The organism is Pseudoxanthomonas sp. LjRoot206, assembly GCF_056175725.1.
This window is the reverse complement of sequence record NZ_JBGFFI010000001.1, coordinates 478413-505346: the sequence shown is the minus strand read 5'-3', so window position 1 is coordinate 505346 and position 26934 is coordinate 478413. Positions and strand designations below refer to the sequence as shown.

Here is a 26934-nt window from a genome sequence, read left to right as displayed (position 1 = left end):
CCGGCAACACACTGGATGACACGAATAATGTGAATAGAATCGGCCCCGAACCTGCGGCTAGACTTCCTCTGGCATCACGGAGGAAGGTTCTGCATGACGAAGGAGCATCTCATCCATCGAGTGCATTGGGCGACCACGCATTTCGTTTTATGCGTGGCGTTGACGGCTTGCGTCACGCGCTCGACATCGAGTGGTGCGGATCTCTTGCGACATGTTCCCGAAGACGCATCGCTGGAGATGAGCGTATCCGGTGATGCGGATGGAGATGGCGACGCCGATGCTCTAATCGTGGTCGGTCGCGGTCCAAGCCATGACTCTGTCCCCCGCGGCTTGCTGATCCTCCGGCGTGGTCCGGACGCGTCTCTGGCAGAGGCCGCGTATGGCCCGAAAGCCATCCTTTGCCGTACCTGCGGCGGAACGATGGGAGACCCACTGCAGAGTGTGAGCGCCGAGAATGGCGAACTCACGCTTCGCTTCGAGGGTGGGTCGCGCGAACTGTGGTCCAGCGAGTACAGATTCAGGTATGCGCCGGAATCCGAGCGATGGCGATTGAACCAGATCGTGCACCAAGGAATGGACCGCCTCACGGGGATGTCTGCCGAACGGCGACTGGTCGTTTCTCCCCTTGAAGAAGCGTCCCTCGAATTCTTCGATCCGGCCGACTATCCGGCGGATGCCATCCCCTGATCCAAACGCTCGCTGAAAAGGACTTCGCCGATGCCCAACGACAACGAGCTCTCCCTGCTACGCGCGGCACGTGAAGCAGGCGTCAACTCTCGTGAAGAGATGGCCAACTTCATGGCGCAGATGGGTCATGAATCCGGAGGATTCACCCGTCTTGAAGAAGGCTTCCGGTACACCAGAGGAATCGATCAGATCCCCGTCAGATCCGCATGGCGCGAGGGCGCACAAGCATTGGAATCGGCACGGCTGGAGGCACTGCAGGGGCGCCCTCAGGCTCTTGGGCGCCTTATGTACGGCAATCGCATGGGAAACGACGACGCCGGCGACGGCTACCTGTATCGCGGCCGCGGGTACGCTCAACTGACCGGGGAAAGTAATTACGCCACCGCCGGGATGGCGCTGGAACTGGATCTGATCACCCATCCCGCGTTGGCGGCAGATCGTGAAAACGCAGAACGTATCGCTCTCTGGTTCTGGCAGCACCAAGTTCCCGAACACGACCGCGACGACGTCTCCAAGGCTTGCCGTGCGATCAACAACGGGGAGAACGGTCTGGAAGACAGGCTTAATCGCTATGACGCCTGGCATGCGGTCTTGACGCCGACGTTCATCGCGGAATTCGACGCAGACCGTATCCGAGCGGGCAATTCGGTAACGCCCGCGACGGGCCGTCCGGCCTTGGAAGATGGAGCGCTCCGTCGCTTGGAGACGGGCGAGGAGGTCAGGCAACTCAATGATCACTTGCGTGCCATGGACATCCGCGCAGAGCGGAACCAACGCGTACCGGCGGGCGACGTGTTTACCCGTGAAACCGAACAGGCTGTCCGGAACTTCCAGGAGCGGAATGCGCTACCGGTGACAGGACGCGCGGACCCATCAACCCTGCGTGAGATCGATAGAGCGACCGAGCAACGCGACCTGCAATCGGACGGCTCTATGGGGGCGCCTGACATGGTTCAACCAGCCCTTGGCCAGCCTTCGACTGGGCACCATGCCGCAGGCACCGGCGACCGGGATCTCGACCGACTGGTAGCCGCCCTTTCCTCAGACGATGACGGAGTTGCATCCCGAGCGATCGCGCAGGTCGCCGAGTCCGGCCAGGTCCGGCAGTTCGAGCAATGGGGGCGTGAACTCCTGGCCGAACGCTCATCGCAGGATCCCCATCAGCAAGACATGCATCGCGAGCCACAGACTCGCGGACTATCGGTCTGACAGCCTCGGCAGGGACTGCCCATGTACGATGTACAGGAACTCCAGACGCTTCTCGCATCTCTACACAACTCGCTCAAGCTGCAATCCGCGCTGCTTGCCAAGTTCGAGCAGCGCGAAGCAAGCATGCAATCCATGGTCGGCCAGAGCGTGCAGGCGTTGAAGGACGACGTTTCCGCCCTCGGTAACCAAGTAAAGAGCATTGTCGATGGCGCCGCCGCCAGGATCGCCGATGATGCGAAGAAGACTCTGTCGCCCATTGCAACGGGCTTTGGCCGCGATGTTTCGATGCGACTGCATGCGGTGCGCAGAACTTTATCGGTCTGGAGCGCTGTCGCTGGTGCGATCCTGGTACTGACGCTCCTGTGTAGCTGGATCGCACTGGGCCACTACCGTCAAGAGCTAGCGGTCGTCAGGGAGGAACTCCGACGCCACGAAGACGCGATTCCGGTACTACAGGCATATGCAGCGTCAGACGCAACCCTTTGTGACGGCCTCATCTGTGTCAATATCAATACCGAGAGCCGACGACTGGGTGATCGGCGCCAGTATCGACAGGCAAGGCCTCGACCTGCTCCGTAACCAGCACTTTTTTTGTTTCTCTTCTTCGCTAGGGACGTATGGCGTGCGTCCGCATCCAAACGCACCAGGAGCACCCCATGATCACCCGCGAAGAACTGGTCGAGATGTTCGACAACATGGCCAAGGAAACGCCGTGGGACCTGCGCAAGCCGCTGGTCTGGGGCTACTTCTTCACCCATGGCTCGCGCGCACCGCTGGAGGCGGTCGTCCCGCTGCTGCAGGAACAGGGCTACCGCGTGATCGCGCTGTACCTGGAAGACAAGGACAACCGCAAGGATCCGGACCTGTGGTGGCTTCACGTGGAGAAGACCGAGGTCCACACGCCGGACAGCCTGCATGAGCGCAACCAGACGCTGTACCGCTTCGCCGACGAGCATGGCCTGGATGCCTACGACGGCATGGACGTCGGCGCCATCGACTGACGCCATCCTGCCCCGGTGGGCACGGGGCACGACGTAAACATCGCTCAACCCCGTTTCCCGGACCCACGCGTTCGACTCCCTGTCCCACACACGGAGTCACGCCATGTCGCACCGTCTGACCGTTACCCTGCTGGCCGCCGCCCTGCTGGCCGCCGCCCTGCTGGCCGCCTGCCAGTCCAACCCCACCGCCCAGCACAGTCCCAAAGCCGAGGCCGACGCAGCTGCCGCAGCGGTCGACAGCCATGCCCGCCAGACCACCGACACCGCGCGACGCGACCAGGCGACGCTCGACCGCATCGCAGTGACCGGCAGCCGCCTGCGCAGCGAGCAGGCCAAGGCCATGGGTGTCGTGGGTCCTGCCTACGCACCTCCCGCGCCGCCGCCCCCGGCGGCTCCCGCGATGCTGATGGAATACCGGACCGCCAACGCCATCGTGGTGCCGCAATCCCAGCCCGCGAATACCGAAAAGTACGCCGATCGCCACGACAATCCGGTGCACCGCACGCTGGACGAGCCGGTGTCCACCTTCTCTGTCGACGTGGACACCGGCAGCTACAGCAACGTGCGGCGCATGCTGCGCGACGGCCAGCGTCCGCCCGCCGACGCGGTGCGCGCCGAGGAATTCATCAACTACTTCCGCTACGGCCACGCCACGCCGACCGACCGCAGTCGTCCGTTCGCGGTCACCACCGAACTCGCGCCGGCACCCTGGAACAGCAAACGCCAGCTGCTGATGGTCGGCATCAAGGGTTACGACGTACCGAAGGCGACGCTGCCGCCGGCCAACCTGGTGTTCCTGCTCGACACGTCCGGCTCGATGGAGTCGCCGGACAAGCTGCCGCTGCTGAAGCAGTCCTTCGCCCAGCTCGTGAAGCAGCTGCGCGAGCAGGACCGGGTCAGCATCGTCGTCTACGCCGGTTCCGCGGGCCTGGTGCTGCCGCCCACGCCCGGCAACCGCCACGATGAGATCCTCGGCGCGCTCGACCGCCTGCAGGCCGGCGGCAGCACCAATGGCGGCGATGGCATCCGCCTGGCGTACGCGATGGCGAAGCAGGCCTTCGTCAAGGACGGCGTCAATCGCGTGATCCTCGCCACCGATGGCGACTTCAACGTCGGCACGGTCAGCCAGGACGCGCTGGAAACGATGGTCGCCGACCAGCGCGCCTCCGGTATCGCACTGACCACGCTGGGCTTCGGCACCGGCAACTACAACGATGCGCTGGCCGAGAAGCTGGCCGACGTCGGCGACGGCAACCACGCCTACATCGATACGCTGCAGGAAGGTCGCAAGGTGCTGGTGGACGAGATGCAGTCGACCCTGCTGACCATCGCCCGCGACGTGAAGATCCAGGTGGAGTTCAATCCCGCCGTCGTATCGGAGTACCGCCTGATCGGCTACGAGAACCGCGTGCTGGCCAACGAGGATTTCGCCAACGACAAGGTCGATGCCGGCGACATCGGGGCGGGCCACGAAGTCACCGCGCTGTATGAGATCACGCCGGTCGGTAGCGGCGCGGATCGCTTGCCGGCCCTGCGCTACGGCGGCAAGCAGGTCGCGGCCGGTGCGTCCACGACCGAAGTGGCGCACGTACGCCTGCGTTACAAGCTGCCGGACCAGGACAGCAGCCGCCTGATCGAAACGCCGATCGCCCGCACGTCGCTGAGCACGCAACCCAGCGATGCGTTCCGTTTCGCCAGTGCGGTGGCGGCCTACGCCGACCTGCTGCGCGGTGGCCAGCGCATCGACGGCTGGAACTGGGACGACGTGGCGCGCACCGCACGTGCGTCAGCGGGACGCGATCCCTACGGCCTCAAGGCGGAATTCGCCGGCATGGTCGACCAGACGCACAGGCTGGTCGGGACGAAGACGGACGCGCCTGCGATCGCGGGCGAATGAAGCAAGCCAGCCGGGGTCGTCAGCGCGGCCCCGGCTGTTCTCCGACGGCTTGCAGGTAAGACCCCATGAAACAGATGCTACTCGTGTTGTGTGCGCTGCTGATTCCGGCACCCGCTATCGCGAACAGTTGCGTCACCTACGTACTCGTGGCCAACCATCGCGATCGGCCCGTCAATCTGACACTGAAGAGCTTCGACTCCGACCAGGCACTGCCCGCTCCCGAGTCGGATGATGTGGATGAGACGCGCATTTCGGCAAGGATGCCGCTGCGCCTTTCACAGCGGCAAGAAGTGCATGTTCCTGGCGGAGGGAGCCAGCAGGTGCGATTTCGAACGTTATGCGGAGGCCATTTCTGGCTCAATTGGCGCGAGGTCACGACGGACCGAAGCACTGCATCCTCCGGACAGATACCCCCCTCTGCCGAACGCTCCATCGAAATACGCTAGCCGTGAGAGTTGACCGCGCGGCTTACGCGACGTCGGCGACCACGACGTCCATCTGCGCCGCCGGCCGTCCCAACAGGTAACCCTGCCCCAGGTGGCAACCCAGTTCGATCAGCGCCTGGCGCTGTTCCTCGGTCTCCACGCCCTCGGCGATCGTCTCGATGCCCAGTGTGCTGGCCAGTGCCAGGATGGCCCGCACCAGCGCCAGGCTTTCCGGACGCGCCTCGTTGCCCAGGCCGGACACGAAGCTGCGGTCGATCTTCAGCACCGAGATCGGGAACCGGTGCAGATACGACAGCGCGGAGAAGCCGGTCCCGAAGTCGTCCAGCTGCGCGAGGATCCCATGCTGGCGCAACGTGCGCAGGATGCGCAGCGTGCGCGGCGCATCGTCGAGCAGTGCGACTTCGGTGATCTCCAGCCGCAGGCGCGACGGATCGGCGCCCTGCGCCTCGAACATCGCCAGCAGGCGGTCGCCGAAATCGGGCGAACGGAAATGCCGCGGCGAGACGTTCACCGAGATGTAGCCCTCGACGCCGCGTGCGATCTGCCGCACCACCTGTTCGTAGAGCAGCCAGTCGACCTGTTCGATCAGGCCGCTGTGTTCGCCCAGGCCGATGAATTCCGCCGGCAGCAGCAGGCCACGCCGTTCGTGCTGCCAGCGAAGCAGCGCTTCGTGGCCGATGACACGACCGTCGTCCATGCGACGGATGGGCTGGTAGAACGGCAGGAAATCGCGGTGGTTGATCGCACGGCGCAGGTCGGCCTCGAGATCCAGGCTCTGTACGGCCGCTTCGCGCATGGCCTCGTCGAACATCGCGCAACGGTCGCGTCCCTGTTCCTTCGCGCGGTACATCGCCGCATCGGCATCGCGCAGCAGTTCTTCGCCGTTGCGGTAGCGCGGATGCCACACCGCGATGCCGAGGCTGGCCGAGGGGAACAGTTCGCGCCCGGCCACCCACATCGGCAACCCGAGCACGGCCAGCAGGCGCTGGGCGAACTCGCGCACGTTCTCCACGCCTTCGGCGTACTCGACCAGCAGCGCGAACTCGTCGCCGCCCAGGCGCGACACCACGTCCTCGTCGCGCACGCTCATGGTGATGCGGCGCGCCACCTCCACCAGCAGCTCGTCGCCGGCGGCGTGACCCATGCTGTCGTTGACCAGCTTGAAACGGTCGAGATCGAGGAACAGTACGGCGAAAGCCTGGCCGTCGCCATGGCGCGCGCGCTCGATCGCGGCAGACAGACGATCCAGCAGGTGCGGACGATTCGGCAGGCCGGTCAGTGCGTCGTGCGTGGCCTGGTGGGTAAGCTGCTGCTCGACGCGCAGGCGCTCGCCGATCTGCGAGCGCAGCTGGTGGTTGGCTTCCGCCAGTTCGCGCGTGCGTTCGTCGACCCGTCGCTCCAGTTCGGCATGTGCGCTGCGCAGGCGCTCCTGCGCCCGTTGCCGGTCCAGGCCGTTGCCGATGTGGTGGGCGACGAAGGTCAGCAGGTTCTGGTCGTGGGAGGTGAACTTCACCTCTTCCGAGTAGCTCTGCACCACCACCGCACCGACCACGTCCTCGCCGCGGAACAAGGGCACGCCCAGCCAGCTGTAGGCCGGCGGACCATGCTGCAGCACCTTGCCGGCCTCGGCGAGCTGGCCGATCACCTCGCGGTCCGCAAGCAGCGGACGACCGGCTTCGATGACGTATTCGGTCAGGCCGTTGGTCATCCGCCGCGTCTTGCGCATCGGATCGCGCTCGTCGATGGTGTAAGGGAAATTGAGGTCCTTGCCGTCGTCGGAGACCAGCGCGATGTAGAAATTGCGCGCGTTGATCAGCTCGTCGACCACCGTGTGCACGTCGGCGTAGAAGCGCTCCAGGCTGTCCGACGTGATGGCCAGGTCGGTGATGCGGAACAGCGCGCGCTGCAGCTTCTCTGCACGCTTGCGCTCCATGATCTCGGCCTGCAGCTCGCGATTGGCGCGCTGCAGTTCGTGCGTGCGCACCGCCACGCGATGCTCCAGTTCGACATGCGCATGCTTGCGATCGAGCGCGGTGAGGATGTGCTGGGCCACGTACCCCAGCAGCGCGCGGTCCTCGTCGGCGTAGCTGGCCGGGGCGTCGTAGCTCTGTACCACGATGGCGCCGCAGACATGGTCGTCGCGGCGCATCGGCACGCCCAGCCAGTCCAGGCTGTCGGGGCCATGCGAGGGATCGCGCACCACGCCCAATTTCTGCCGGATCACCGCCGACGGCCCGCGCAGCGGCTGGCCGTGGCGCAGCAGCGCGAAGGTCATGCTGTTGACCATTTCCTCTTCGCCGAACTCGCGGTCGGGCTCGGCGATGTAGGGGTCGCGCTGGTCGGCGAAGTACAGGAAGCGCACGCTGCGGCGCTGGTCGTCGTACAGGACGATGTAACAGTTCTCCGCATACATCAGCGAGTTCACCACCGCGTGGATGCGGCGGAGCATCTCCGGCATCTCGAGGTCGGCGCCGGCCAGGTCGGCGATCTCGTACAGCGCCTGCTGCAGGCGCTTGGACTTCTCCAGCGAGACGACGCGCGCCTGCGACCGCGTCGCGTCAAGCGACGTCACCAGCAACGTGCGCGCCAGCACCACCCACGATGCCTCATCGGCTTCCGGCATCGGCGCGGGCAGTGCCAGCGCCAGCGCGACCCGGGCGTTGCCGTCCGCGTTGTCCCAGGCGTAGGCGCGCGACTCGGGCCCGTCGTGTTCGACCACGGTTTCCGCCAGCGCGTGCTCGGCGCGCCGCCTCAAGGCACTGGAGGCGCCCGACGTGGCGCCACTGCCGTTGCCCAGCGCCCAGTCGCGCCAGCACACGACCAGTTCCGACCCTTCAGGCAGCAGGCCGCACAGGACCTGCGCGATCCGCTCCGCCGGGGAGGCATCCGTGCTGGCCGGGTTGTCGGCGCTGATCGATGGCTTAGGCATGCCCATGGTCCGACTGGGTCGGTGTGCGGTATCCGGAAGTCCCCCAGCGGCGAGCATACCGCCTGCCGCCCCCTGAACGGAAACCGCCCGTACAACCCCGCCGCCGGCCGTCGGCCGTTCGCGTACGGGTGCCTGCCTTCCCTGCTCCCGCCGTGTTCGCCGCTTCCGTCAGCCATGCGCCCGGCCGGTCGAGCATGAACGCGGCAGCCCCGCGGTCCTCCGCCAGCTTCACGCGCGCGCAGGGACCGCTTACGCTGGCGCCGGTGAACGACTTTGCCGAACCCGCCGACGAGACCCTGATGCTGGCCTACGCCGCAGGCGACCCGTCGGCGTTCGAACAGCTCTACGCACGCCATCGCGGTCCGCTGTACCGGTTCCTGCTGCGGCACCTGCGCGATGCCGCGCTGGCCGACGAGTTCTTCCAGGACACTTGGCAGCGCGTGATCACCGCGCGCCAGGGCTGGAAACCGGAAGCGGCGTTCGGGACCTGGCTGTACCGGATCGCGCACAATCGCCTGAACGACCATTGGCGTGCGTCGAAGCACCGCCCCGCGGCACCGGTCGACGCGGACGAGCGCATGGCGCGCGTACCCGACCCGGAGACGCCGGAGCGGCAGCTGTCCGAGTTCGAGCAGCGGCGGCGGTTGCAGCTGGCCATGGATGAATTGCCGCCAGAACAGCGCGAGGTGCTGCTGCTGCGGCTGGAGCAGGAACTGACCCTGGAGGAGATCGGCGAGATCACCGGCGTGGGCCGGGAAACCGTGAAGTCGCGCCTGCGGTATGCGATGGACCGGTTGCGGACGAGGTTGAACGAATGAGCATGCCCCACGAGCCCCTGACCCCCGAAGAGCGCGCCCTCGCGCAGTCGCTGTCCCGGCTAGGACCGCACGGCGGTCCCTCGCCCGAGCTGGACGCGCGCATCCTGGGTGCGGCGCGGGCGGCCGTGCAGAGCACTCCCTCGACCAATAGTCCGGTGTCGCCTTCGCGTCGTCGCTGGCCACTGGGCATGGGCGTGGCCGCTTCAGTGCTGCTTGCGGCCGGCGTCGCCTGGCAGCTTCGCCCGGTCCACGAGATCCCGGTCGCCAGTGAAGTCCCGATGGATGCCGAGCGCTCGGTCGGCGTGGTGTCCGCCCCGCCGGAGGTCGCTGCCGCCGATGCCGCCGCGGCGGTCGCCGACCTGCCGGCATCTCCCGCCATCGTGGCGCAGGAGGTCGCGCCCCCGATGCCTGCCAAGGTGCTGCCACCTGCTCACGTCGGGCGCGCCACGACGGCATCGGGACCGGCCCGCCAGAACGCGGAAGCCGCTGCGCGCCAGGAACCCGCGCCGAAGCGCAGCCCGCTGGCCTTGATCCCTGCCCCCATGCTTCCCGCGCCACCCGCACCGGAGGCAGCGCCACAGGCGTTTCCTGCGGACGTCGATGGGTTTTCCCGCTCGCCGCAAGGCATCGTTGCTTCGTCCGCACCGGAAGCCGACCTGCAAGAGCGGACGCAGTACCGCGCCACCGCGCTGCAGGAACAGGAGCAACGCGCCCGCTTCGACGAACAGCGACGGGACGCGGCCGCCAAGGCCGAAGACAACACGACCCTCGATTCCATTGCGGTGACCGGCAGCCGGGTGAAGTCGCGGGACCGCCAGGCGAGAACGAAGGACGTCGTGTCCGCGCCTGCACCGGCACCTGCCGCCGCACCTCCTCCCCCGCCGCCTCCGGCCGCCAGTGCGGGCAGCGCCCAGCCGAGCGCGGCACGCAATGCCCTGCGGCGCACCGACCTGCAGGTCCCGGTGGATGCCGACACACGGCTGCCGCCGGAAGAGTGGCTGGACCGCATCCGCCTGCGCCGCGACCTGGGCGACAACGCCAACGCCCTGCGCAGCCTGCAGCTGTTCGTGCAGGAGCATCCGTTCCAGCGCGTGCCTGAAGACCTGCGCCCGCTGCTCGGCAACCCGTGAGCGACACCCTCGCCGCGCGCGCCTCGCAGCTGCTGGAGGTGAAGCACAGCCGTTTCCTCGCGCAGGCGTCGCCGGTCGACAACGCCGAGGACGCGCTCGCCTTTCTGCGCGAGATCGGCGACCTGGCCGCGACCCACAACTGCTGGGCCTACCGGATCGGCCAGGAATACCGCTCCAGCGACGACGGCGAGCCGGCAGGCACGGCGGGGCGACCCATCCTGGCCGCCATCGATGGCCAGGGGTTCGACCGGGTGATGGTGGTGGTGACCCGCTGGTATGGCGGCATCAAGCTGGGCGCCGGCGGTTTGGTTCGCGCCTACGGCGGCGCGGCGGCGGAATGCCTGCGGCTGGCGCCACGCGAGCCGCTGGTCGTCCTGGCGCACGTGGAACTGGTCTGCCCGTTCGACGATCTGGGGCATGTGCACACGGCGCTGGCGGCCCACAAGGCCGCAAAACAGGACGAGCGCTTCGACGAGACGGGCGCGCGACTGCGCGTGCAGTTGCCGGCGGACCGCATCGATGCCTTGAAATCGCAGCTGCGCGACGCCACCCGTAACCGGGTGCGCTTCGTCGGACCGGCCTGATCGACCGACCGACCCCAGGTGCTTGTGGAAGGGGCTTCGGGACGACGAGGCACGCTGGCCCGGTCAGGGCTGAAGTCCCTTCCACAACCGCTTCGAAGACGGATTCCCGATGAGTACCCCTGCCGAGTCAGTGGACGACGCTGTCGCCAAACCCAAGGCCAAGCTGGGCACGCTGCGCGCCCTGTGGCCGTTCGTGCGACAGCATGGCGGCCTGTTCACGGCCTGGCTGCTGGCATTGGCATTGGCGTCAGCCGCCACGTTGAGCCTGCCGGTCGCCTTCCGTCAGATGATCGACAACGGGTTCACCGATGGCGCGAACATCAATCGCGCCTTCCTGTTCCTGTTCGTGGTGGCTGTCGTACTGGCCCTGGCGAGTGCTGCGCGGTTCTATTTCGTGTCGCTGCTGGGCGAAAAAGTGGTCGCCGATCTGCGCGGCCAGCTCTACGGCCACCTGATCGGACTGGACGCCGAATTCCACGACCGCACCCGCAGTGGCGAACTGGTATCGCGACTCTCCGCCGACAGCGAGCTGCTGCGCACCGTGGTCGCCACCAGCATGTCGGTCGCGCTGCGCAGCAGCGTCACCGTGATCGGCAGCCTGGCGATGTTGTTCGTCACCAGCCCAAGATTGGCGGCGTTCGCACTGATCGGCATTCCGCTGGCAGTCCTGCCCATCGTGCTGGGCGCACGCCGGTTGGAAAAAGCCTCGCGCGCGAGCCAGGACCGCGTCGCCGACGCCAACACGCTGGCCAGCGAAACGCTGGGCGCCGTGCGCACGGTGCAGGCGCATGCGCGCGAACCCTACGAACGCGGCCGCTTCGGCGCCGCCATCGCGACCGCCGTGGAGACCGCACGCCGCCGCATCCGCGCGCAGGCTTGGGTCACCGCCGCAGCGATCACGCTGATCTTCGGCGCCATCACGCTGGTGCTGTGGTCGGGCGCGCACGACGTCATCGACGGCACGATGAGCGCAGGCACGTTGGGCCAGTTCGTGCTGTATGCGCTCATCGGTGGCGGTTCCGTCGGCGCCCTGGCCGAAGTCTGGAACGAACTGCAGCGCGCGGCCGGCGGCATGGGCCGCATCGCCGAACTGTTGAACGAAACGCCGGCGATCCGCGCGCCGGGAACGCCGCGCACGCTGCCCGCGCCGGTGACGGGCGAGATCCGCTTCGACAACGTGTCGTTCCACTACCCGTCCCGCCCCGACCTGCCCGCGCTCGACGATTTCGACCTGACCGTGCATCCCGGCGAAACCGTCGCCCTGGTCGGTCCGTCCGGCGCCGGCAAGAGCACCGTGTTCTCGATGCTGCTGCGCTTCCACGATGCGCAGACCGGCAGCGTGCAGGTGGACGGCGTGGACCTGCGCGAACTCGTACCCGCCGACCTGCGCGAACACATCGCGCTGGTGCCGCAGCAGCCGACCATCTTCGCCGCCAGCGCCGCCGAGAACATCCGCTACGGCAAGCTCGACGCCACCGATGCCGAACTGCAGGCCGCCGCCGAAGCCGCCGAGGCCGACGATTTCATCCGCGAACTGCCGGGCGGCTTCGACAGTCAACTCGGCGAACGGGGTGCGCGCCTGTCGGGCGGCCAGCAGCAGCGCATCGCCATCGCGCGCGCCCTGCTCAAGGACGCGCCCATCCTGCTGCTCGACGAAGCCACCAGCGCGCTGGACGCGCAGAGCGAACGCGCCGTGCAGCACGCGCTGGAACGCCTGATGGAGGGCCGCACCACGCTGGTCATCGCGCACCGCCTGGCGACCGTGCAGAAAGCCGACCGCATCGTGGTGATGGACCGTGGCCGCATCGTCGCCCAGGGCACGCATGCCGAACTGCTGGCGCAGGATGGGCTGTATGCGGAGCTGGCGCGCCTGCAATTCCTCGACTGACGGCGGTGACGGCCACGCATCGCGTGGTCTAGGATGCGGCCGTCTCCCGGCCGGAAGCCGCGCATGATCCCCGACTCGTTGCCGCCGTTGCTGCGCGGACTGGGTACCGCCCTGATCCTGGCGACCAGTGCGCTGGTCGTGGTCGTGGAGCGCAGGCCGGATGACGAGGTCGCGTCACGCGCAGCGATGACGCAACTGGCGGTCAACGCCGAAGAAGGCCTGCATCACGGCGAACGCGGTGCCGACGCCCTCGCCACCGAAGTACGCCTGCTGCGCCTGCAACTGCAAGGCAACGACCTGGCGGATGATGTGTTCGAAAATCCCTGGTTCCAGTGGCTGGGCCTGCTCGGCACGGCCCTGATCTCGGCCTCGTTCTTCGCCGAGTGGCGCCTGAAGCGCGACGTGGCGCGCGCGGCGAAGGCCGCGGCGCCGGACAGTCCCTGACGGCCTACGCCATCACGTCGGCCTGCACCAGCGCCGGCACGCGGCGCGGGCGGCTGGGGAAGGCATGCCGCACGATGCGCCAGCACACCTGGCCGAACTGGGTCAGCAGCGTGCCGGTGTTGTAGTGCTGGCCGTAGCGCGCACAGATGGCGCGCACTTCCTTGGCCATCTCGGCGTAGCGGTTGGCCGGCACGTCCGGGAAGAAGTGGTGTTCGATCTGGTGGCTCAGGTTGCCCGACATGACGTTCATCAGGAAACCGCCGCGCAGGTTCGACGAACCCCGCAGCTGGCGCAGGTACCAGTGGCCGCGCGATTCGTTCTTGATGCATTCCTTCGGGAACGTCTCCGCATTGGCGGTGAAGTGGCCGCAGAAAATGATCACGTAGGTCCACACGTTGCGCAGGCCGTTGGCGACCATGTTGCCCAGCAGCACCGGCAGGAAGAACGGACCGGCGAGCGCCGGGTAGATCACGTAGTCCTTGGCCAGCTGGCGGCCCATCTTGCGCACCACCGGTGCGGACTTGCGGCGCAGCTGCTTGTTGGTCATCTTGCCGCTCCACCAGCGACCCAGCTTCAGGTCCTGGATGGCGATGCCCCACTGGAACAGCAGCGCGAACACCACCGCGACGAACGGCTGCACCAGGTAGAACGGGCGCCACTTCTGCTCGGGGAAGATGCGCAGCAGGCCGTAGCCGATGTCGTCGTCCAGCCCGCGCACGTTGGTATACGTGTGGTGGCGGAAGTTGTGGGTGTGGCGCCAGTTGTCGCTGGTGGCGACGATGTCCCAGTCGTAGGTCTTGCCGTTGAGCTGCGGATCGCCGAGGAAGTCGTACTGGCCGTGGATGACGTTGTGGCCCAGCTCCATGTTGTCCAGGATCTTGCCCAGGCCCAGCGAGAACGCGCCCAGCGCCCACAGCACCCAGAACAGCCAGCCCACCGCACTGTCGGCCAGCCACAGGCCGCCGGCGACCGCGGCCGAGAACAGCAGCACGCGCCCGATCAGGTTGGCGTAGCGCACGGCCTTCACCACGTTACGGATGTAGCGCGCGTCGCGGGCGCCCAGCGTCGCCACGGTACGTGCGCGCAGCGCGTCCAGTTCCTCGCCGAACTGGTCGAGCTCGGCGACGGTGAGTTTGCGATTGCGGGAAGCGGCCATCAGAGGTCCAGTTCGAGATCGGTGGCGGCGCTGTGAATGCACAGCTTCAACGCCTGGGTGGGTTCGTGGATCAGTTCGCCGCTGGGCAGGTGACGCGTGCTGCCGGCCGACTTGCCGCAGGCGCAGGTGTTGCAGATGCCCACGCGGCAACCGGACGGCGGTTTCAGTCCGTGCTGCTCCAGGGCCACCAGCAGGGATTCGCCGCGCGGCACGCGCAGCGTGCGCCCGCTGCGTTGCAGGCGGATGTCGACCTCGCCTTCGTCGACCACCGTGACCGGCGGCGCGGTGAAGGCTTCGGCCTGGAACGCCGCGGTGCGCGACGCCAGCAAGTCGCGTGCGGCTTCGACGAATCCGCCAGGACCGCAGGCCATCACCTGCAGCGCCGACAGATCACCCGCATGCGCCGCGAGCAGCGCGTCGTCGATGCGGCCTTCGGCTTCGTCGGCAGCCGTTGCGGTGTCGCGCGTCAGCAGCAGGCGCAGGCGGAAGCGCGGATGTTCGGCCGCCAGCGTCCGCAGCTCGTCGAGGAAACAGGCCTCCTCGCGGCGGCGCACCCAGTACATCAGCGTCAGGTCGGCCGGCATGCCCTGCCCGGCCAGGTCGCGCACCAGCGCCATCAGCGGGGTGATGCCGCTGCCGGCGGCCAGCAAGAGGAAGGAGCTTGAGGACGACGCCGTCAGCGTCATCTCGCCGAAGGCTTGGCCCAGTTCGACGATATCGCCGATGCGGGCGTTCTGGCACAGGTGCCGGCTGACCCGGCCGCCTTCGATCGCCTTGACGGTGATCGGCAACAGCCCGTCCGCGCGTGGCGGTGCGGTCACGCTGTAGCTGCGGGTCACGCGCACGCCATCGATCTCGATGCCCAGGTTCACGTGCTGGCCGGCGCGATGGCCGGCCCAGTGGCGGTTGGGCTTGAACAGCAGGGTCACGGCGTCGGCCGAGGCGACCTCGCGCGCGACCAGGCGCGCCAGCGGGCGGTCCCAGGTCCAGGTGCGGTGGAAACGGGTGGCCCAGAAATCGAAGACGTCCGGCTTGACCAGCGGCCGGATCAGGCGTTTCAGGGGACCGGGCCGGCGGGGGGTCGGACGGATCTGGGCGTTCATGGCCTCACTATACCGTCGTGAAGACGCTTGTGTATACACTTGTATATTAATTTACGGGGCTATGATGCCCCTACCACCCCGTATGCCCGGCCCCTTCGCGTGATTCCCAACCCGCAACCGCAGCTCCAGGACGACCACGGCCCCGGCCGCAAGGCGTCCATTTCGCGTGAAGACCTGATGGCGGCCGCCCTGAAGCTCGTGGGCCCGCACCGTAGCGTCTCAACCCTGAGCCTGCGCGAAGTGGCGCGGGAAGCCGGCATCGCCCCGAACAGCTTCTACCGCCAGTTCCGCGACATGGACGAACTGGCAGTCGCGCTGATCGACCTCGCCGGCCGCTCGCTGCGCAAGATCATCGGCGAGGCGCGGCACCGCGCCACCAGCAGCGACCGCAGCGTGGTGCGCGGATCGGTGGAAGCGTTCATGGAGCAGTTGCGCGCCGACGACAAGCTGCTGCACGTGCTGCTGCGCGAGGGCAATGTCGGTTCGGATGCGTTCAAGCACGCGGTGGAACGCGAGCTCCAGTTCTTCGAAGAGGAACTGTGCATCGACCTGATCCGCCTGGCAGCACGCGACAACGCGCCGCTCCATGAGCCGGCGCTCGTGTCGCGTGCCATCACCCGCCTGGTGTTCGCCATGGGTGCGACCGCCATGGACCTGCCGCCGGAGAAGGACGCCGAGCTGATCGAACAGCTCTCGGAAATGGTCCGCCTGATCATCACCGGCTCGCGCGCCCTCGCCTCGCGCGGCGGCGCTCGCTGACCTTCGCTCGCCTCAGGGAATGATGCGGATCGGCGTGCCGACCGGCACGCGCTGCCAGATGGCGTCCATCTCCGCATTCGTCACCGCGATGCAGCCCTCGGTCCAGTCCACCTGCGAACCGGGCGGCGTCGCGCCGTGGATCATGATGTCGCCGCCCGGATCGACGCCGCGCGCGACCGCCTGCCGCCGATCCGCCTCATTCGGATAGGACACGCGCAGCGACAGGTGGAAGCGACTGCGGTCGTTGCGGTAGGTGATGCGGTAGTCGCCCTCGGGCGTCCGCTGGTCCCCTTGCTGCCGCTTGTGCCCGACCGGGGCGCCGCCCAGCACGATGCGGTAGGTGGCGATGACGCGACCATCGCGCAGCAGGTCCATGCGCCGCTGCGCTTTGTAGACGTGGATCGCGTCCGCCTGCTGCGTGACGGGCAGCAAGGCGGGCGGTGATGTACCGGTTCCATGCGCTTGCGATGCCATGCCGAGCGATGCCAGCAGGATCAGCAGCCAGCGACTCATGCCGGCAACGCCCGTGCGAGCAGTGCAGCCACGTCCGCGTCCGCGGGCAACGTGCCGAATACCAGACCATGCTCGCCGCCGAGCCGACTGCGAACGAACAGCGGCGTCGTCGGGCTGCCGGCGCGCACCAGCACGGCGGCCTGCAGTGCGAGCGCCAGGCGCTCGACGAGCATCCGCGCACCGGCTTCCTGCGTGGACGACAGATCGGTACGCAATCGCTCGACGAAGACGTCGTAAACCGCGTCGCTGCCCGCCGCCGACGCGAGTTCATGGATGCTCGCATCGAGCACGCCGGTCTCGCGCGACAACGCCCGCAGCACATCGAGGCACTGGATGTTGCCGCTGCCTTCCCAGATCGAATTGAGCGGCGCCTGCCGGTACAGCCGCGCCAGGATCGATTCCTCCACGTATCCCGCGCCACCCAGGCATTCCTGCGCTTCGTTGACGAACGCGGGAGCTCGCTTGCAGATCCAGTACTTGCCCACCGCGGTGGCGATGCGGGCGAATGCGGCTTCGTTCGGATCCTGCGTCGCCTGATCGACCGCACGCGCCACCCGCAGCGCGAAGGCGGTCGCCGCTTCGGATTCCAGCGCGAGATCGGCCAGCACGTTGCGCATCAGCGCCTGCTCGACCAATGGCTTGCCGAACGCGCTGCGGTGCCGCGCATGGTGCAACGCCTGCGCCAGCGCCATACGCATCTCCGCCGCAGACCCCAGCATGCAGTCCAGCCGCGTCAGCATCACCATCTCGATGATGGTCGCCACGCCCCGGCCTTCCTCGCCCACGCGCGATGCGCGCGCGCCGGTGAATTCGACTTCGCTGGACGCGTTCGCCCAGTCGCCCAGCTTGTCCTTCAGGCGCATCAGCCGGAACGCGTTCTTCCGGCCGTCGTCCAGGCGACGCGGCATGAGAAAACAGGTCAGCCCACGGGGCGCCTGCGCCAGCACCAGGAAGCCGTCGCTCATCGGCGCGGAGAAGAACCACTTGTGGCCGACCAGCGCATACATGCCGTCATGGGTAGGCGTCGCCGTCGTCGCGTTGGCGCGCACGTCGGACCCACCCTGCTTCTCGGTCATGCCCATGCCCAGCGTGATCCCGGCCTTGCCGGCAATGGGCACATCGCGGGGGTCGTAGTGCGGCGCGGCCGCCTTCGCTGCCCACGCCTGCAGCGCGGGCTCGCGCTGCAGGACCGGCACGGCGGCATGCGTCATCGTCAGCGGGCAACTCGTGCCTGCCTCGGCCTGGTGGTGCAGATAGCTGAGCGCCGCGCGCGCGACCTGCGCGCCGGTGCCCGGCTCGTGCCAGGACAGGCCAGCGACACCGTGCGTCTTCGCCACGTCCATCAGCCGGTGGTACGCGGGATGGAATTCCACCATGTCGATGCGCTGGCCGCTGCGGTCGTGCGTGCGCAGGCGCGGCCGGTCGCGGTTGGCGTCGAAGCCGAGCCGATACAGTTCGTCGCCCGCCAGTGCGCCGTATCGCGCAAGCCGTTCGGCGAACGCATCGCCTCCCTCGCGCACCACGGCCTCGCGCAGGACCACGTCGTCCGCCCACAGGTCGCGCGGATCGAACGGCGGCGGCTGGTTGTCCACGCGATGCGTTTCGAACGGAGGAAGGTCGTCCATCACCGGCTCCCGCGGCGGGCTGTCGGTCCCGATTGTGCCCGATGATCGGTCTAGTGCTGGCCCTGCAGCGCCGCCAGGAATTCGGGCTTCAGCTTCAGGGTGCCGAAGAATCCGTGCTGCGTGCCGCTCAATACCCGCAGCATGTGCCCGCGTCCGCCCGGCAGGCGGCCCGCGGGCAGGAAGGCGATATCGCGTGCGCGGGCGACCCAATCGAGGTCGGACTGGAAGATCGGCGTCAGCCAGCGGCTCCAGAACTGGTAGACGCCCACATGCGCCTGGCGTTCGCGCTGGTATGCGCCGAGTGCGGCCGGGACGTCGTCCTGCCCGCGCAACGCATCGCGCAGCGCCAGCGCGTCCATCAAGGCCATGTTGACGCCCTGCCCCAGTTGCGGACTCATGCCATGCGCGGCATCGCCCAGCACGACCAGGCGGTCGCGATGCCACTGGCGCAGGGTGACATCGCGGTAGCTGGCGCGCGCCAGCTGGTCGGGATCGACGGTGTCGGCGAGGCAGGCATCCACCTCGGGCCACAACTGTGCGACCTCGTCGCGCCAGGCCGGCAGGCCGCGCGTGCGCCAGGCATCGAAATCGGCGATCGGCAGGCTCCAGAAGAAACTCAGGCGAGGCGTGTCGTCGCCGGGCCGCGTGCCCACCGGCAGCAGGCCGATCATCTTGCGCCCGGCCACGTAGCGCTGCCGCAGTTCGTCGCCCCAGGCCCAGTCGCCTTGCGGCACCAGTCGCCACAGTGCGCCCCAGGGATACACCGCTTCACGCTTCACCGCGTTGGTGGCACCGCGCAGCTTCGATGCCGATCCGTCCGCGGCGATCACCAGATCGAACGGACCATGCCAGCGCCCTTGCTGGTCGCGGATCCGACGTGTGTCGTCGCTGACGTCCTCGATGGCATGGCCGCGATGCACCTCGCCATGCTCCGCCCAGGCATCGGCCAGCAACGAGAACAATGCACCACGCTGCATGCCCAGGCCAAACAACCGCGCATCCAGTCCTGCGTAGCGCATGTCCATCACCGCGCGCCCGCAGGGCGTTTCGCCATACAGCCGGTTCACGCGCCGACCGTACGCCATCACACCGGGCAGCAGGCCCAGATCCCACAGCACCTGCAGGCCGGTCGGTTGCAGCAGGAACCCTGCGCCTACCGGCCCCAGTTCCGGCGCACGTTCGAACACTTCGACCCGGTGTCCGTCGCGCGCCAACAGCAACGCCGCCGCCTGGCCGGCGGTGCCGTAGCCGATGATCGCGATGTGCCGGGACTGCATGGCGCAGACATTCCTTGGTCGTGCGGTAGACCGGTGTAGCGGAAACACCGGGCGTTAAAAAACCCCGCCGGAGCGGGGTTCAAGAAAATCGTCTTGGATCAGGCTGCCGGCGTGATGTTGGACGCCTGTGCACCCTTCGGGCCCTGGGTCAGCTCGTAGCTGACGCGCTGGCCTTCCTGCAGGCTGCGGAAGCCCTTGCTGTTGATGGCGGTGTGGTGCGCAAAGACATCGGCGCTGCCATCTTCTGGCGCGATGAATCCGAAGCCCTTGGCATCGTTGAACCATTTCACGGTACCGTACGGCATAGCGCTTGTATTTCCTTTTCTGGATGCGGGTGGAATGTGTGGCGTGACGTCACACCCGCCGAGTATGCAAAGCCCAGCGCGCGTTGACAATCACCCGCGTGCAAGTGCCGCGACCAGGGCCGGGATGCCGGACGACGCCGCGGCCACGTTCGCCAGCACTTCGTCCATCGTGATCTCCTCGTCGGTGCCGCAGCCCGCGGCCCAGTTCGCGACGATGGCGAGGCAGGCGTATTCCAGGCCCATTTCCCGTGCCAGGCCCGCTTCCGGCATGCCGGTCATGCCGACCAGATCGCAGCCGTCGCGGCGCATCCGGCGGATCTCGGCGCGGGTCTCCAGGCGCGGGCCCTGGGTGGCGCCGTAGCAGCCGCCATCGACCAGATCGACACCGGCTTCGCGGGCGGCCGCGAGGATCTGCTGGCGAAGTAAATGCGTGTATGGGTCACCGAAGTCGACGTGCAGCACGTCGGTGCCCGGTTCTTCGCAGATGGTGGAGATGCGGCCCCAGGTGTAGTCGATCAGCTGGTCCGGGCAGGCCAGCACGCGCGGGCCACAGGCATCGGTGATGCCGCCGACGGTGTTGAGGGCGAGCACACGCGTGGCGCCGAGATCCTTCAGCGCCTGCAGGTTGGCGCGGTAGTTGACCTGGTGTGGCGGCACCGAATGGCCTTCGCCGTGGCGCGCCAGGAAGGCCACCCGCCGCCCACCCAACGTGCCGATGCGGACCGGGCCGGAGGGCGCGCCGAAGCGCGTGTCCAGCTCCCGGGTCTCGACATCCTGCAGGTCGGCGAGCCTGTAGACGCCGGTGCCGCCGATGACGGCGAGCGCGAGGTCGGCCATGCTCATTCCTTCAGCGCGTAGATGCCGGGCAGATTGCGGCCCTGCTCGTGGTAGTCCATGCCGAAGCCGAACACATAGCGGTCGGCGACCTCCAGGCCCACGTAGTCGGCGCAGATGCCGTCCACGCAGCGGTCGTGCTGCTTGGTGGTCAGCGCGGCGATGCGCACGTCGGTGGCGCCCTGCTCCAGGCACCACTGCTTGACCGCCAACAACGTGTGGCCCTCGTCGAGGATGTCGTCCACCAGCAGCACGCGACGGCCATACAACGCCGTGGCCGGCCGGTGCTTCCACACCAGTTCGCCGCCGGTGGTCTCGCCGCGGTAGCGGGTGGCGTGCAGGTAGTCGAACTCCAGGTCCAGACCCAGCGCACCCAGCTCCAGCGACAGCTGTCCGGAGAACGGCAGCGCGCCATGCATGATGGTCAGGTAGACCGGCACTTCGCCGGCGTAGTCGCGTGCGATCGGCGAGGCCATCGCGGTGATGGCGCGATCGATCGTCGCGCGGTCGACCAGCAGGTCGGCGTTGGCCAGCGCGTCGGCCAGCTTCGGTCGCGGATTGCCCAGCGGTTCCATCACGCCACTCCCTTCATGTTGTCGATCACGCGCGCCTGCGCGTCGCCGTAGCGCGCGTCGGCGATCAGCCCGTCCCAGCCGAGGGCACCGCGGCCCAGCACGCCAAGCACGGCGGCAGTGTTCAAGGCGCGGCCTTCGACCGCCTTCAGCGACTCGTCGACCAGCTTCGGCGAGCACACCAGCACCACGTCGCAGCCGGCATCCAGGTGGTCGTGAATGCGCTGCTTCACGCCGCCGGCGGAGAACGCCGCCGCCATGCCGATGTCGTCGGAGAACACCACACCGCGGAAACCCATCTCGTCGCGCAGGATCTTCTGGATCCAGAACGGCGAATAGCCCGCCGGCTCCGGCGCAACGGCGGGATACTTCACATGCCCCATCATCACTGCGTCGGCCTTGGCCTCGATGCCGGCGACGAACGGGACCAGGTCCTCGGCGCGAAGCACGTCGAGCGACCGCGGGTCGACCGCGTCGTCGAAATGGGTGTCTTCCAGCACCGTGCCATGGCCCGGGAAATGCTTCAGCGTGGCGGCCATGCCGGCGCTGTGCATGCCGCGCACATAGGCGCGGGTGAACTCGGCGACGATCTGCGGATCGGCATCGAACGCACGGTTGCCGATGGCGCGGTTGCCGCGGGCCAGGTCGACGACCGGCGCGAAGCTCAGGTCCACGCCGCTGGCGATGATCTCGCTGGCCATCAGCCAGGCGTGTTCTTCGGCGCGCTGCAGCGCGGCCTGCGGATCCTGCGCATACAGCTTGCCGAACACCTCCAGCGCCGGCAGGTCGCTGTAGCCGTCGCGGAAGCGCTGCACGCGCCCGCCTTCCTGGTCCACGCAGACCAGTTGCGGCCGCGGCGCGGCGGCGCGGATGGCCTGCGACAGGTCCGCCACCTGGGCGCGCGAGGCGAAGTTGCGGGTGAACAGGATGACGCCGGCGACGGCGTCGTGCTGCAGCCAGTCGCGCTCCTGCGCGGTGAGTTCGGTGCCGGCGATGCCGATGACGAGCATTGCGGTGGAAGCCTCATGGGCGGCGCCCAAGGGCGCGGGGACTGCATTGTCGCAGAAGCCCGTGCAGCCGTCAGACGGGGGCGTTCATGCGGCGGATGCGCCGCTTCAGAGCGATGCCAGCGCGCCACGCACGTGACGGGCATGCGAGGACAGCGCGTCGCGCGTGGCCGGATCCATTCGCGCAAGCTGACGGTAGGGCATCGCCAGGCGCGGATTGCGCCCCAGCGTGTCGCGGTGGCGATCCAGGAAGTCCCAGTACAGCGCGTTGAACGGACAGGCACGCGCTCCCGTGCGCTGGCGACGGTCGTACGGGCAGCCGCGGCAGTAGTCGCTCATCCGGTCCAGGTAGGCACTGCCACTCACATACGGCTTGCTGGCCAGCAGGCCGCCATCGCCGAACTGGCTCATGCCCAGCGTGTTGGGCAGCTCCACCCACTCGAACGCATCGATGTAGACGCCCAGGTACCAGCGATGCAACGCCTGCGGATCCAGTCCGGCCAGCAGCGAGAAATTGCCGATCACCATCAGGCGCTGGATGTGGTGCGCATGCGCCTGCGACAGCGACTGGCCGACGGCCTCGGCCAGGCAGCGCATGCGCACCCGGCCGGTCCAGAACCAATCCGGCAGCGGCGTACCGTGGCCGAAGTGGTTCAGCGCCACGTAGCCAGGCATCTTCGCCCAGTACACACCACGGACATACTCGCGCCAGCCGAGGATCTGGCGGATGAACCCTTCCACCGCCGCCAACGGTGCCCTGCCCTCGCGCCACGCCATCTCGGCGCGCGCGATCACCTCGGCCGGACGCAGCATCTTGGTGTTCAGCGCGAACGACAGCAGCGAATGGAACAGGCGCGGCGCCTGCGTGCTCATGGCGTCCTGGTACTGGCCGAACCACGGCAGCGCGTGCTCGACGAACGCCTCAAGGTCCGCCAGCGCTTCGTCGCGGTGCAGCGGCCAGCGCAGGGCACCGGCCTGCGGATCGCCGAAGCTGGCCACGCCGGCCGCCTCGATGGCGGCCCACAGCGCGCGATGATCGTGCGGCTTTCGCCAGTCCACCGGTTCGGGGGGCGCACCGCCCCAGGCAGCGCGATTGTCGTGATCGAAGTTCCAGCGCCCACCCGCCGGCGTGCCATCGGGTTCGAGCAGCACGCCCTGCTTCTGCCGCATCGCGCGATAGAAGGCTTCCATGCGCCAATGCTTGCGCGCGCCGAACAAACGACCGGCCTCGTCGCGGGCCGCGAGGAAATGGACGTCGGCAGCGCGTTCGGCTTCGATATCGAGGGAGGCCGTCCACTGCAGGAGTTGTGCATCCAGCCGCCACTCGTCGGCAGGCTGGTAGGCAAAGGCGGTGGCGCCGCAGTCCGCCAACAGGGTATCGAGGTTCGCGGTCACCTGCTGCCGGTTGTCCGGGTCATCGATGGCGAGGTAATGCACCCGATGGCCGGCAGCGCGCAGGCGGTCGGCGAACGCGCGCATGGCGGCGAAAATGGCGAGGACCTTCTGCGCGTGATGCAGTACGTAGTCGGTTTCCTGCCGCACCTCCATCAGCACATGGAGCACGCCCGGATCGACCCGGGAGAACCACGGATGCTGCGGGTCCAACTGGTCGCCGAGTACCAGCCTCAGCGTGTGGGCCGGCGGTACACCGCGCTCGCACCGGCTCACGCGCGCGCCTTGCGCTGTCGCCGGCAGCGCTCCGAGCAATGCGCCACCTCGTCCCAGACATCGCGCCACTTGCGCCGCCAGGTGAACGGACGACCGCAGGTGCGGCAGGGCTTGCTGGGCAGATCGGACTTGCGGCGCATGTTCGGCCAGGCGTAGGTGTGATCACTCCTACGCGCCGATGCCGTCGCCGGATGCGCTGTCGGCCGGTTCAGTCCCGCGGCCAGAGACGGTAGGGACGGCTGGCGAGCGCGAGGTTGTAATAGCGCGCATCGTCGGTGACTTCGTCGCCCAGCCACGCGGGGCGCCCGAAAGCCTCGTCGGCATGGTCGAGCTCGAGTTCCGCCACCACCAGGCCGGCGTTGTCGCCGAGAAACTCGTCCACCTCCCACAGGTGCCCGGCGTGGCGGACCAGATGGCGACGCTTGTCGACCAGCCCGCCCACGCACAGCGACAGCAGTGCGCGAGCATCTTCCACGGGAATGGGATAGTCGAATTCCTGCCGGGTGTGGCCCAGCTCGCGCGACTTGAGGTTGAGAAAGGCCGCATCGCCCTGGATGCGCACGCGCACCGAGGCTTTCTGTTCGCCGCGATCCATCGCACCCATATCGTTTATATAGCCCTGCGCCATCGGCACCACCTCGTGCGCGGCCTCGCGCCAGCCATCGCCGGTCACCAGGAACTTGCGTTCGATTTCAATGCCCATCGAGTGAAGCCCTCGCGTCGTTGTAGGAGGGGCGTGAGCCCCGACCGCTATCGCCGTATCCCGCCGTCGGGGCTGAAGCCCCTCCTGCAGGATCACCGCCTTTCGAACAGCGCAATGGACTCGACATACGCGGTTTGCGGGAACATGTCCGCGCCCCGACCCCGCGCGTGCGCCACGATGACGAGCGCGTCGCAACGCGCCCGGCTTCCACCGCACCCTCCTGCTTTCAGGACGATCATGCTCGCTCAAACAACGCGATCGACTCGACGTGCGCGGTGTGCGGGAACATGTCCATCACCCCCGCAGAAACAAGCGCATAGCCCTGCTCGTTGACCAGATAGCCGGCATCGCGCGCCAGCGAGCCGGGGTGGCAGCTGACGTAGACGATACGGTCGAACTGTTTCAGCGGCAGCTGCTGCAGCACTTCGATGGCGCCCGAACGCGGCGGATCCAGCAGCAGCTTGTCGAAGCCCTGCCGCATCCACGCCGTGCCGCGCTGGTCCTGGGTCAGGTCGGCGGCATGGAACTGCGCGTTCGGCAATGCGTTGCGTTGCGCATTTTCGCGCGCACGCGCCACCAGGCCAGCCTCGCCTTCCACGCCCACCACTTCGCCAACCAGCCGCGCCATCGGCAGGGTGAAATTGCCCAGGCCGCAGAACAGGTCCAGCACGCGGTCCTGCGCCTGCGGATCGAGCAGTTCGAACGTACGCGCGATCATCTTCTCGTTGAGCGCGGCGTTGACCTGGATGAAGTCCAGCGGACGGAACGCCAGCGACACGTCCCACGGCGCCAGCGAGAACGCCAGCTGCGGCGCCTCGGGCCACAGCGGATGCACGCTTTCCAGGCCGCCGGGCTGCAGGAAGATGGCGAATCGGCTGGCCTGGCCGAACGCAACGAGCTTGTCGCGATCGCCGTCGCTCAGCGGCAGCAGATGGCGGAACACCAGCGCGATGCCGCTGAAATCCGTACCCGCGTCGCCGGCGATGAATTCGATCTGCGGGATGTGCTCGCGCGCGTCCAGACTTTCGACCAACGCCGCGAGATCCGCGACCTTGCCGCCGATCTCCGGGATAACGGTATGGCATTCGGACAGGTCGGCGACGAAACGCGGATCCTGTTCGCGGAAGCCGACCAGCGTCTTGTCCTTCTTGTTGACCCGGCGCACCGAGAAGCGGCCCTTGCGACGGTAGCCCCAGCCGGCGCCGGTCAGCGGCGGCAGCACGGATTTCGGCGTCACGTGTCCGATGCGTTCCAGGTTCTCCAGCAGCACGCGCTGCTTGGCCTCGATCTGGCGCGTCTCGTCGAGATGCTGCAGCACGCAGCCGCCACAGGTGCCGAAATGCGGGCAGCGCGGCGTCACGCGATCGGGCGAGGCCTCCAGCACGTCCAGCGTTTTCGCTTCGTCGTAGTGGCGATTCTTGGCCGTCTGCTCGGCCATCACGCGCTCGCCAGGCAGGGCGCCGGACACGAACACGGCCTTGCCGTCGCGACGGGCGACGCCGCGCCCATCGTGGGTCAGGTCGGTGATGGAAGCTTCAAACGGGGTCTTGTCGATGCGGGGGGAACGGGTACGGGCCACGTGGCGTCAGGCTGCGTGTCTTTGGCGGGGCGGCATTGTCGCATGGCCACCGGCCGCGCCTGCCAAGGCTAAGATGGGGCGAGTCCGCAGGAAGCCCGACCATGCCCCTCACCCACGGCGCGACGCCTTCGATCCTGCTGGTGGAAGACGATCCCGTCAGCGCCCTGTTCCTGTCGTCGGCACTGGAGGCGTTGCCGGCCCGCGTGCAGGTCGCGGAGGACTGCGCGCAGGCGCTGGCCGCGACCGGTCCCTTCGATGCCTGGCTGATCGACGCCAACCTGCCTGATGGCAGCGGGACGGTCTTGCTGCAGCACCTGCGCATGGCCGATACGTTGGCGAGCGCGCTGGCGCATACCGCCGACGCGACGTCCGCCATGCGCGAGCGCTTGCTGCAGGCCGGCTTTGCCGATGTGCTGGTCAAACCGCTGTCGGCTCAGGCGCTGCTGGACGCAGTACGCGCCGCGCTGGGACATGTGGGACGCGATGCGCCAGCACGGCCGGACTGGGACGAGGCCGCCGCCCTCGCCGCGCTCGCCGGCAACCGGGAACACGTCGCGACGCTCCGGCAGTTGTTCCTGTCCGAACTCCCCGCCACGCGGACGGTCTGTCTCGATGCGTTCGCCCGCGCCGACGATGCGGCACTGCGCGCGCAGCTGCACCGGTTGCAGGCCAGCTGCGGGTTCGCCGGGGCGGCCGCGCTGGCGGATATCGCGTCGCGGTGGCATGCGGCGCCCGCGGACGCCGCCCTGCGTGACGCATTCGTGGCGATCAGCGGACGCCTGCTGCCGAGCGAGGGCTGA

The 26934-nt window shown here is 67.9% G+C and carries 27 protein-coding genes; 13 read left to right on the top strand and 14 right to left on the bottom strand.

The annotated features are described in order from the left end of the window. The first annotated feature begins 93 nt into the window (after positions 1–93). The 6 genes from AC04MD_RS02595 (at position 94) to AC04MD_RS02570 (ending at position 5240) form a co-directional block, all read left to right on the top strand. Positions 94–687 carry a hypothetical protein gene (locus AC04MD_RS02595; protein WP_475495759.1) on the top strand — a complete coding sequence of 198 codons (594 nt, stop codon included), beginning with the start codon at positions 94–96 and terminating at the stop codon, positions 685–687. Positions 688–717: 30 nt separating this feature from the next. Continuing rightward, positions 718–1896: a peptidoglycan-binding protein gene (locus AC04MD_RS02590; RefSeq protein ID WP_475495758.1), complete on the top strand. Its 1179-nt coding sequence runs from the start codon at positions 718–720 to the stop codon at positions 1894–1896. A gap of 21 nt (positions 1897–1917) precedes the next feature. Then, positions 1918–2475 carry a hypothetical protein gene (locus tag AC04MD_RS02585; RefSeq protein ID WP_475495757.1) on the top strand — a complete coding sequence of 186 codons (558 nt, stop codon included), beginning with the start codon at positions 1918–1920 and terminating at the stop codon, positions 2473–2475. 77 nt (positions 2476–2552) lie between these two features. Continuing rightward, entirely contained in the window at positions 2553–2897 is a 345-nt protein-coding gene (locus AC04MD_RS02580) for a ribonuclease E inhibitor RraB (RefSeq protein ID WP_475495756.1), read from the top strand. Between the two features lie 103 nt (positions 2898–3000). Further along, positions 3001–4794, top strand: coding sequence for a vWA domain-containing protein (locus tag AC04MD_RS02575; RefSeq protein ID WP_475495755.1), 1794 nt, complete (start codon positions 3001–3003; stop codon positions 4792–4794). Between the two features lie 65 nt (positions 4795–4859). Continuing rightward, positions 4860–5240, top strand: coding sequence for a hypothetical protein (locus AC04MD_RS02570; protein WP_475495754.1), 381 nt, complete (start codon positions 4860–4862; stop codon positions 5238–5240). Positions 5241–5262: 22 nt separating this feature from the next. Here AC04MD_RS02570 and AC04MD_RS02565 read toward each other — a convergent pair whose 3' ends face one another. Further along, a complete protein-coding gene (locus tag AC04MD_RS02565) occupies positions 5263–8169 on the bottom strand; it encodes a bifunctional diguanylate cyclase/phosphodiesterase (protein ID WP_475495753.1) in 2907 nt (968 codons plus the stop codon). A gap of 194 nt (positions 8170–8363) precedes the next feature. On the opposite strand from AC04MD_RS02565, the gene AC04MD_RS02560 reads away from it, so the two are divergent. The 5 genes from AC04MD_RS02560 (at position 8364) to AC04MD_RS02540 (ending at position 13033) form a co-directional block, all read left to right on the top strand. Continuing rightward, positions 8364–8987, top strand: a complete 624-nt coding sequence (locus AC04MD_RS02560) for an RNA polymerase sigma factor (protein ID WP_475495752.1) — start codon at positions 8364–8366, stop codon at positions 8985–8987. A gap of 2 nt (positions 8988–8989) precedes the next feature. Next, complete coding sequence (locus AC04MD_RS02555) at positions 8990–10117, top strand: hypothetical protein (protein ID WP_475495751.1); 1128 nt, start codon at positions 8990–8992, stop codon at positions 10115–10117. Further along, the gene (locus tag AC04MD_RS02550; RefSeq protein WP_475495750.1) at positions 10114–10701 is read left to right on the top strand and encodes an IMPACT family protein; all 588 of its coding nucleotides are present in this window, start codon (positions 10114–10116) and stop codon (positions 10699–10701) included. The genes AC04MD_RS02555 and AC04MD_RS02550 overlap by 4 nt, the downstream gene beginning before the upstream one ends. A 109-nt stretch (positions 10702–10810) precedes the next feature. Further along, complete coding sequence (locus AC04MD_RS02545) at positions 10811–12589, top strand: ABC transporter transmembrane domain-containing protein (protein WP_475495749.1); 1779 nt, start codon at positions 10811–10813, stop codon at positions 12587–12589. Between the two features lie 63 nt (positions 12590–12652). Beyond that, the gene (locus tag AC04MD_RS02540) at positions 12653–13033 is read left to right on the top strand and encodes a hypothetical protein (RefSeq protein WP_475495748.1); all 381 of its coding nucleotides are present in this window, start codon (positions 12653–12655) and stop codon (positions 13031–13033) included. 4 nt (positions 13034–13037) lie between these two features. Here AC04MD_RS02540 and AC04MD_RS02535 read toward each other — a convergent pair whose 3' ends face one another. Continuing rightward, on the bottom strand, positions 13038–14189 hold the full coding sequence (locus AC04MD_RS02535; protein WP_475495747.1) for a fatty acid desaturase family protein: 1152 nt from the start codon (positions 14187–14189) through the stop codon (positions 13038–13040). Beyond that, entirely contained in the window at positions 14189–15292 is a 1104-nt protein-coding gene (locus AC04MD_RS02530; RefSeq protein WP_475495746.1) for a ferredoxin reductase, read from the bottom strand. The genes AC04MD_RS02535 and AC04MD_RS02530 overlap by 1 nt, the downstream gene beginning before the upstream one ends. Positions 15293–15394: 102 nt before the next feature. Here AC04MD_RS02530 and fabR point away from each other — a divergent pair, with 102 nt between their 5' ends. Continuing rightward, the gene (gene fabR, locus AC04MD_RS02525) at positions 15395–16051 is read left to right on the top strand and encodes an HTH-type transcriptional repressor FabR (protein WP_475496159.1); all 657 of its coding nucleotides are present in this window, start codon (positions 15395–15397) and stop codon (positions 16049–16051) included. A 12-nt stretch (positions 16052–16063) separates the two neighbouring features. Here fabR and AC04MD_RS02520 read toward each other — a convergent pair whose 3' ends face one another. The 11 genes from AC04MD_RS02520 to rlmD form a co-directional block, all read right to left on the bottom strand. Further along, positions 16064–16564, bottom strand: coding sequence for a L,D-transpeptidase family protein (locus AC04MD_RS02520; protein WP_475495745.1), 501 nt, complete (start codon positions 16562–16564; stop codon positions 16064–16066). Beyond that, on the bottom strand, positions 16561–18189 hold the full coding sequence (locus AC04MD_RS02515; RefSeq protein WP_475495744.1) for an acyl-CoA dehydrogenase family protein: 1629 nt from the start codon (positions 18187–18189) through the stop codon (positions 16561–16563). The genes AC04MD_RS02520 and AC04MD_RS02515 overlap by 4 nt, the downstream gene beginning before the upstream one ends. Positions 18190–18239: 50 nt before the next feature. Next, the gene (locus AC04MD_RS02510; protein WP_475495743.1) at positions 18240–19466 is read right to left on the bottom strand and encodes an FAD-dependent oxidoreductase; all 1227 of its coding nucleotides are present in this window, start codon (positions 19464–19466) and stop codon (positions 18240–18242) included. A 98-nt stretch (positions 19467–19564) separates the two neighbouring features. Further along, complete coding sequence (locus AC04MD_RS02505) at positions 19565–19771, bottom strand: cold-shock protein (protein ID WP_055942196.1); 207 nt, start codon at positions 19769–19771, stop codon at positions 19565–19567. Positions 19772–19861: 90 nt separating this feature from the next. Next, complete coding sequence (locus AC04MD_RS02500) at positions 19862–20608, bottom strand: S-methyl-5'-thioinosine phosphorylase (RefSeq protein WP_475495742.1); 747 nt, start codon at positions 20606–20608, stop codon at positions 19862–19864. A 2-nt stretch (positions 20609–20610) separates the two neighbouring features. Beyond that, a complete protein-coding gene (locus AC04MD_RS02495; protein ID WP_475495741.1) occupies positions 20611–21180 on the bottom strand; it encodes a hypoxanthine-guanine phosphoribosyltransferase in 570 nt (189 codons plus the stop codon). Beyond that, positions 21180–22187: a beta-N-acetylhexosaminidase gene (nagZ, locus tag AC04MD_RS02490; RefSeq protein ID WP_475495740.1), complete on the bottom strand. Its 1008-nt coding sequence runs from the start codon at positions 22185–22187 to the stop codon at positions 21180–21182. The genes AC04MD_RS02495 and nagZ overlap by 1 nt, the downstream gene beginning before the upstream one ends. Positions 22188–22292: 105 nt before the next feature. Next, positions 22293–23852, bottom strand: coding sequence for a cryptochrome/photolyase family protein (locus AC04MD_RS02485; RefSeq protein WP_475495739.1), 1560 nt, complete (start codon positions 23850–23852; stop codon positions 22293–22295). Continuing rightward, entirely contained in the window at positions 23849–23992 is a 144-nt protein-coding gene (locus AC04MD_RS02480) for a DUF2256 domain-containing protein (RefSeq protein ID WP_475495738.1), read from the bottom strand. Before AC04MD_RS02480 ends, AC04MD_RS02485 begins: the two co-directional genes overlap by 4 nt. Positions 23993–24060: 68 nt before the next feature. Continuing rightward, the gene (locus AC04MD_RS02475; RefSeq protein ID WP_475495737.1) at positions 24061–24555 is read right to left on the bottom strand and encodes a CYTH domain-containing protein; all 495 of its coding nucleotides are present in this window, start codon (positions 24553–24555) and stop codon (positions 24061–24063) included. Positions 24556–24790: 235 nt separating this feature from the next. Further along, positions 24791–26134 carry a 23S rRNA (uracil(1939)-C(5))-methyltransferase RlmD gene (rlmD, locus tag AC04MD_RS02470; protein WP_475495736.1) on the bottom strand — a complete coding sequence of 448 codons (1344 nt, stop codon included), beginning with the start codon at positions 26132–26134 and terminating at the stop codon, positions 24791–24793. Positions 26135–26235: 101 nt separating this feature from the next. Here rlmD and AC04MD_RS02465 point away from each other — a divergent pair, with 101 nt between their 5' ends. Beyond that, positions 26236–26934 carry a response regulator gene (locus AC04MD_RS02465; protein WP_475495735.1) on the top strand — a complete coding sequence of 233 codons (699 nt, stop codon included), beginning with the start codon at positions 26236–26238 and terminating at the stop codon, positions 26932–26934.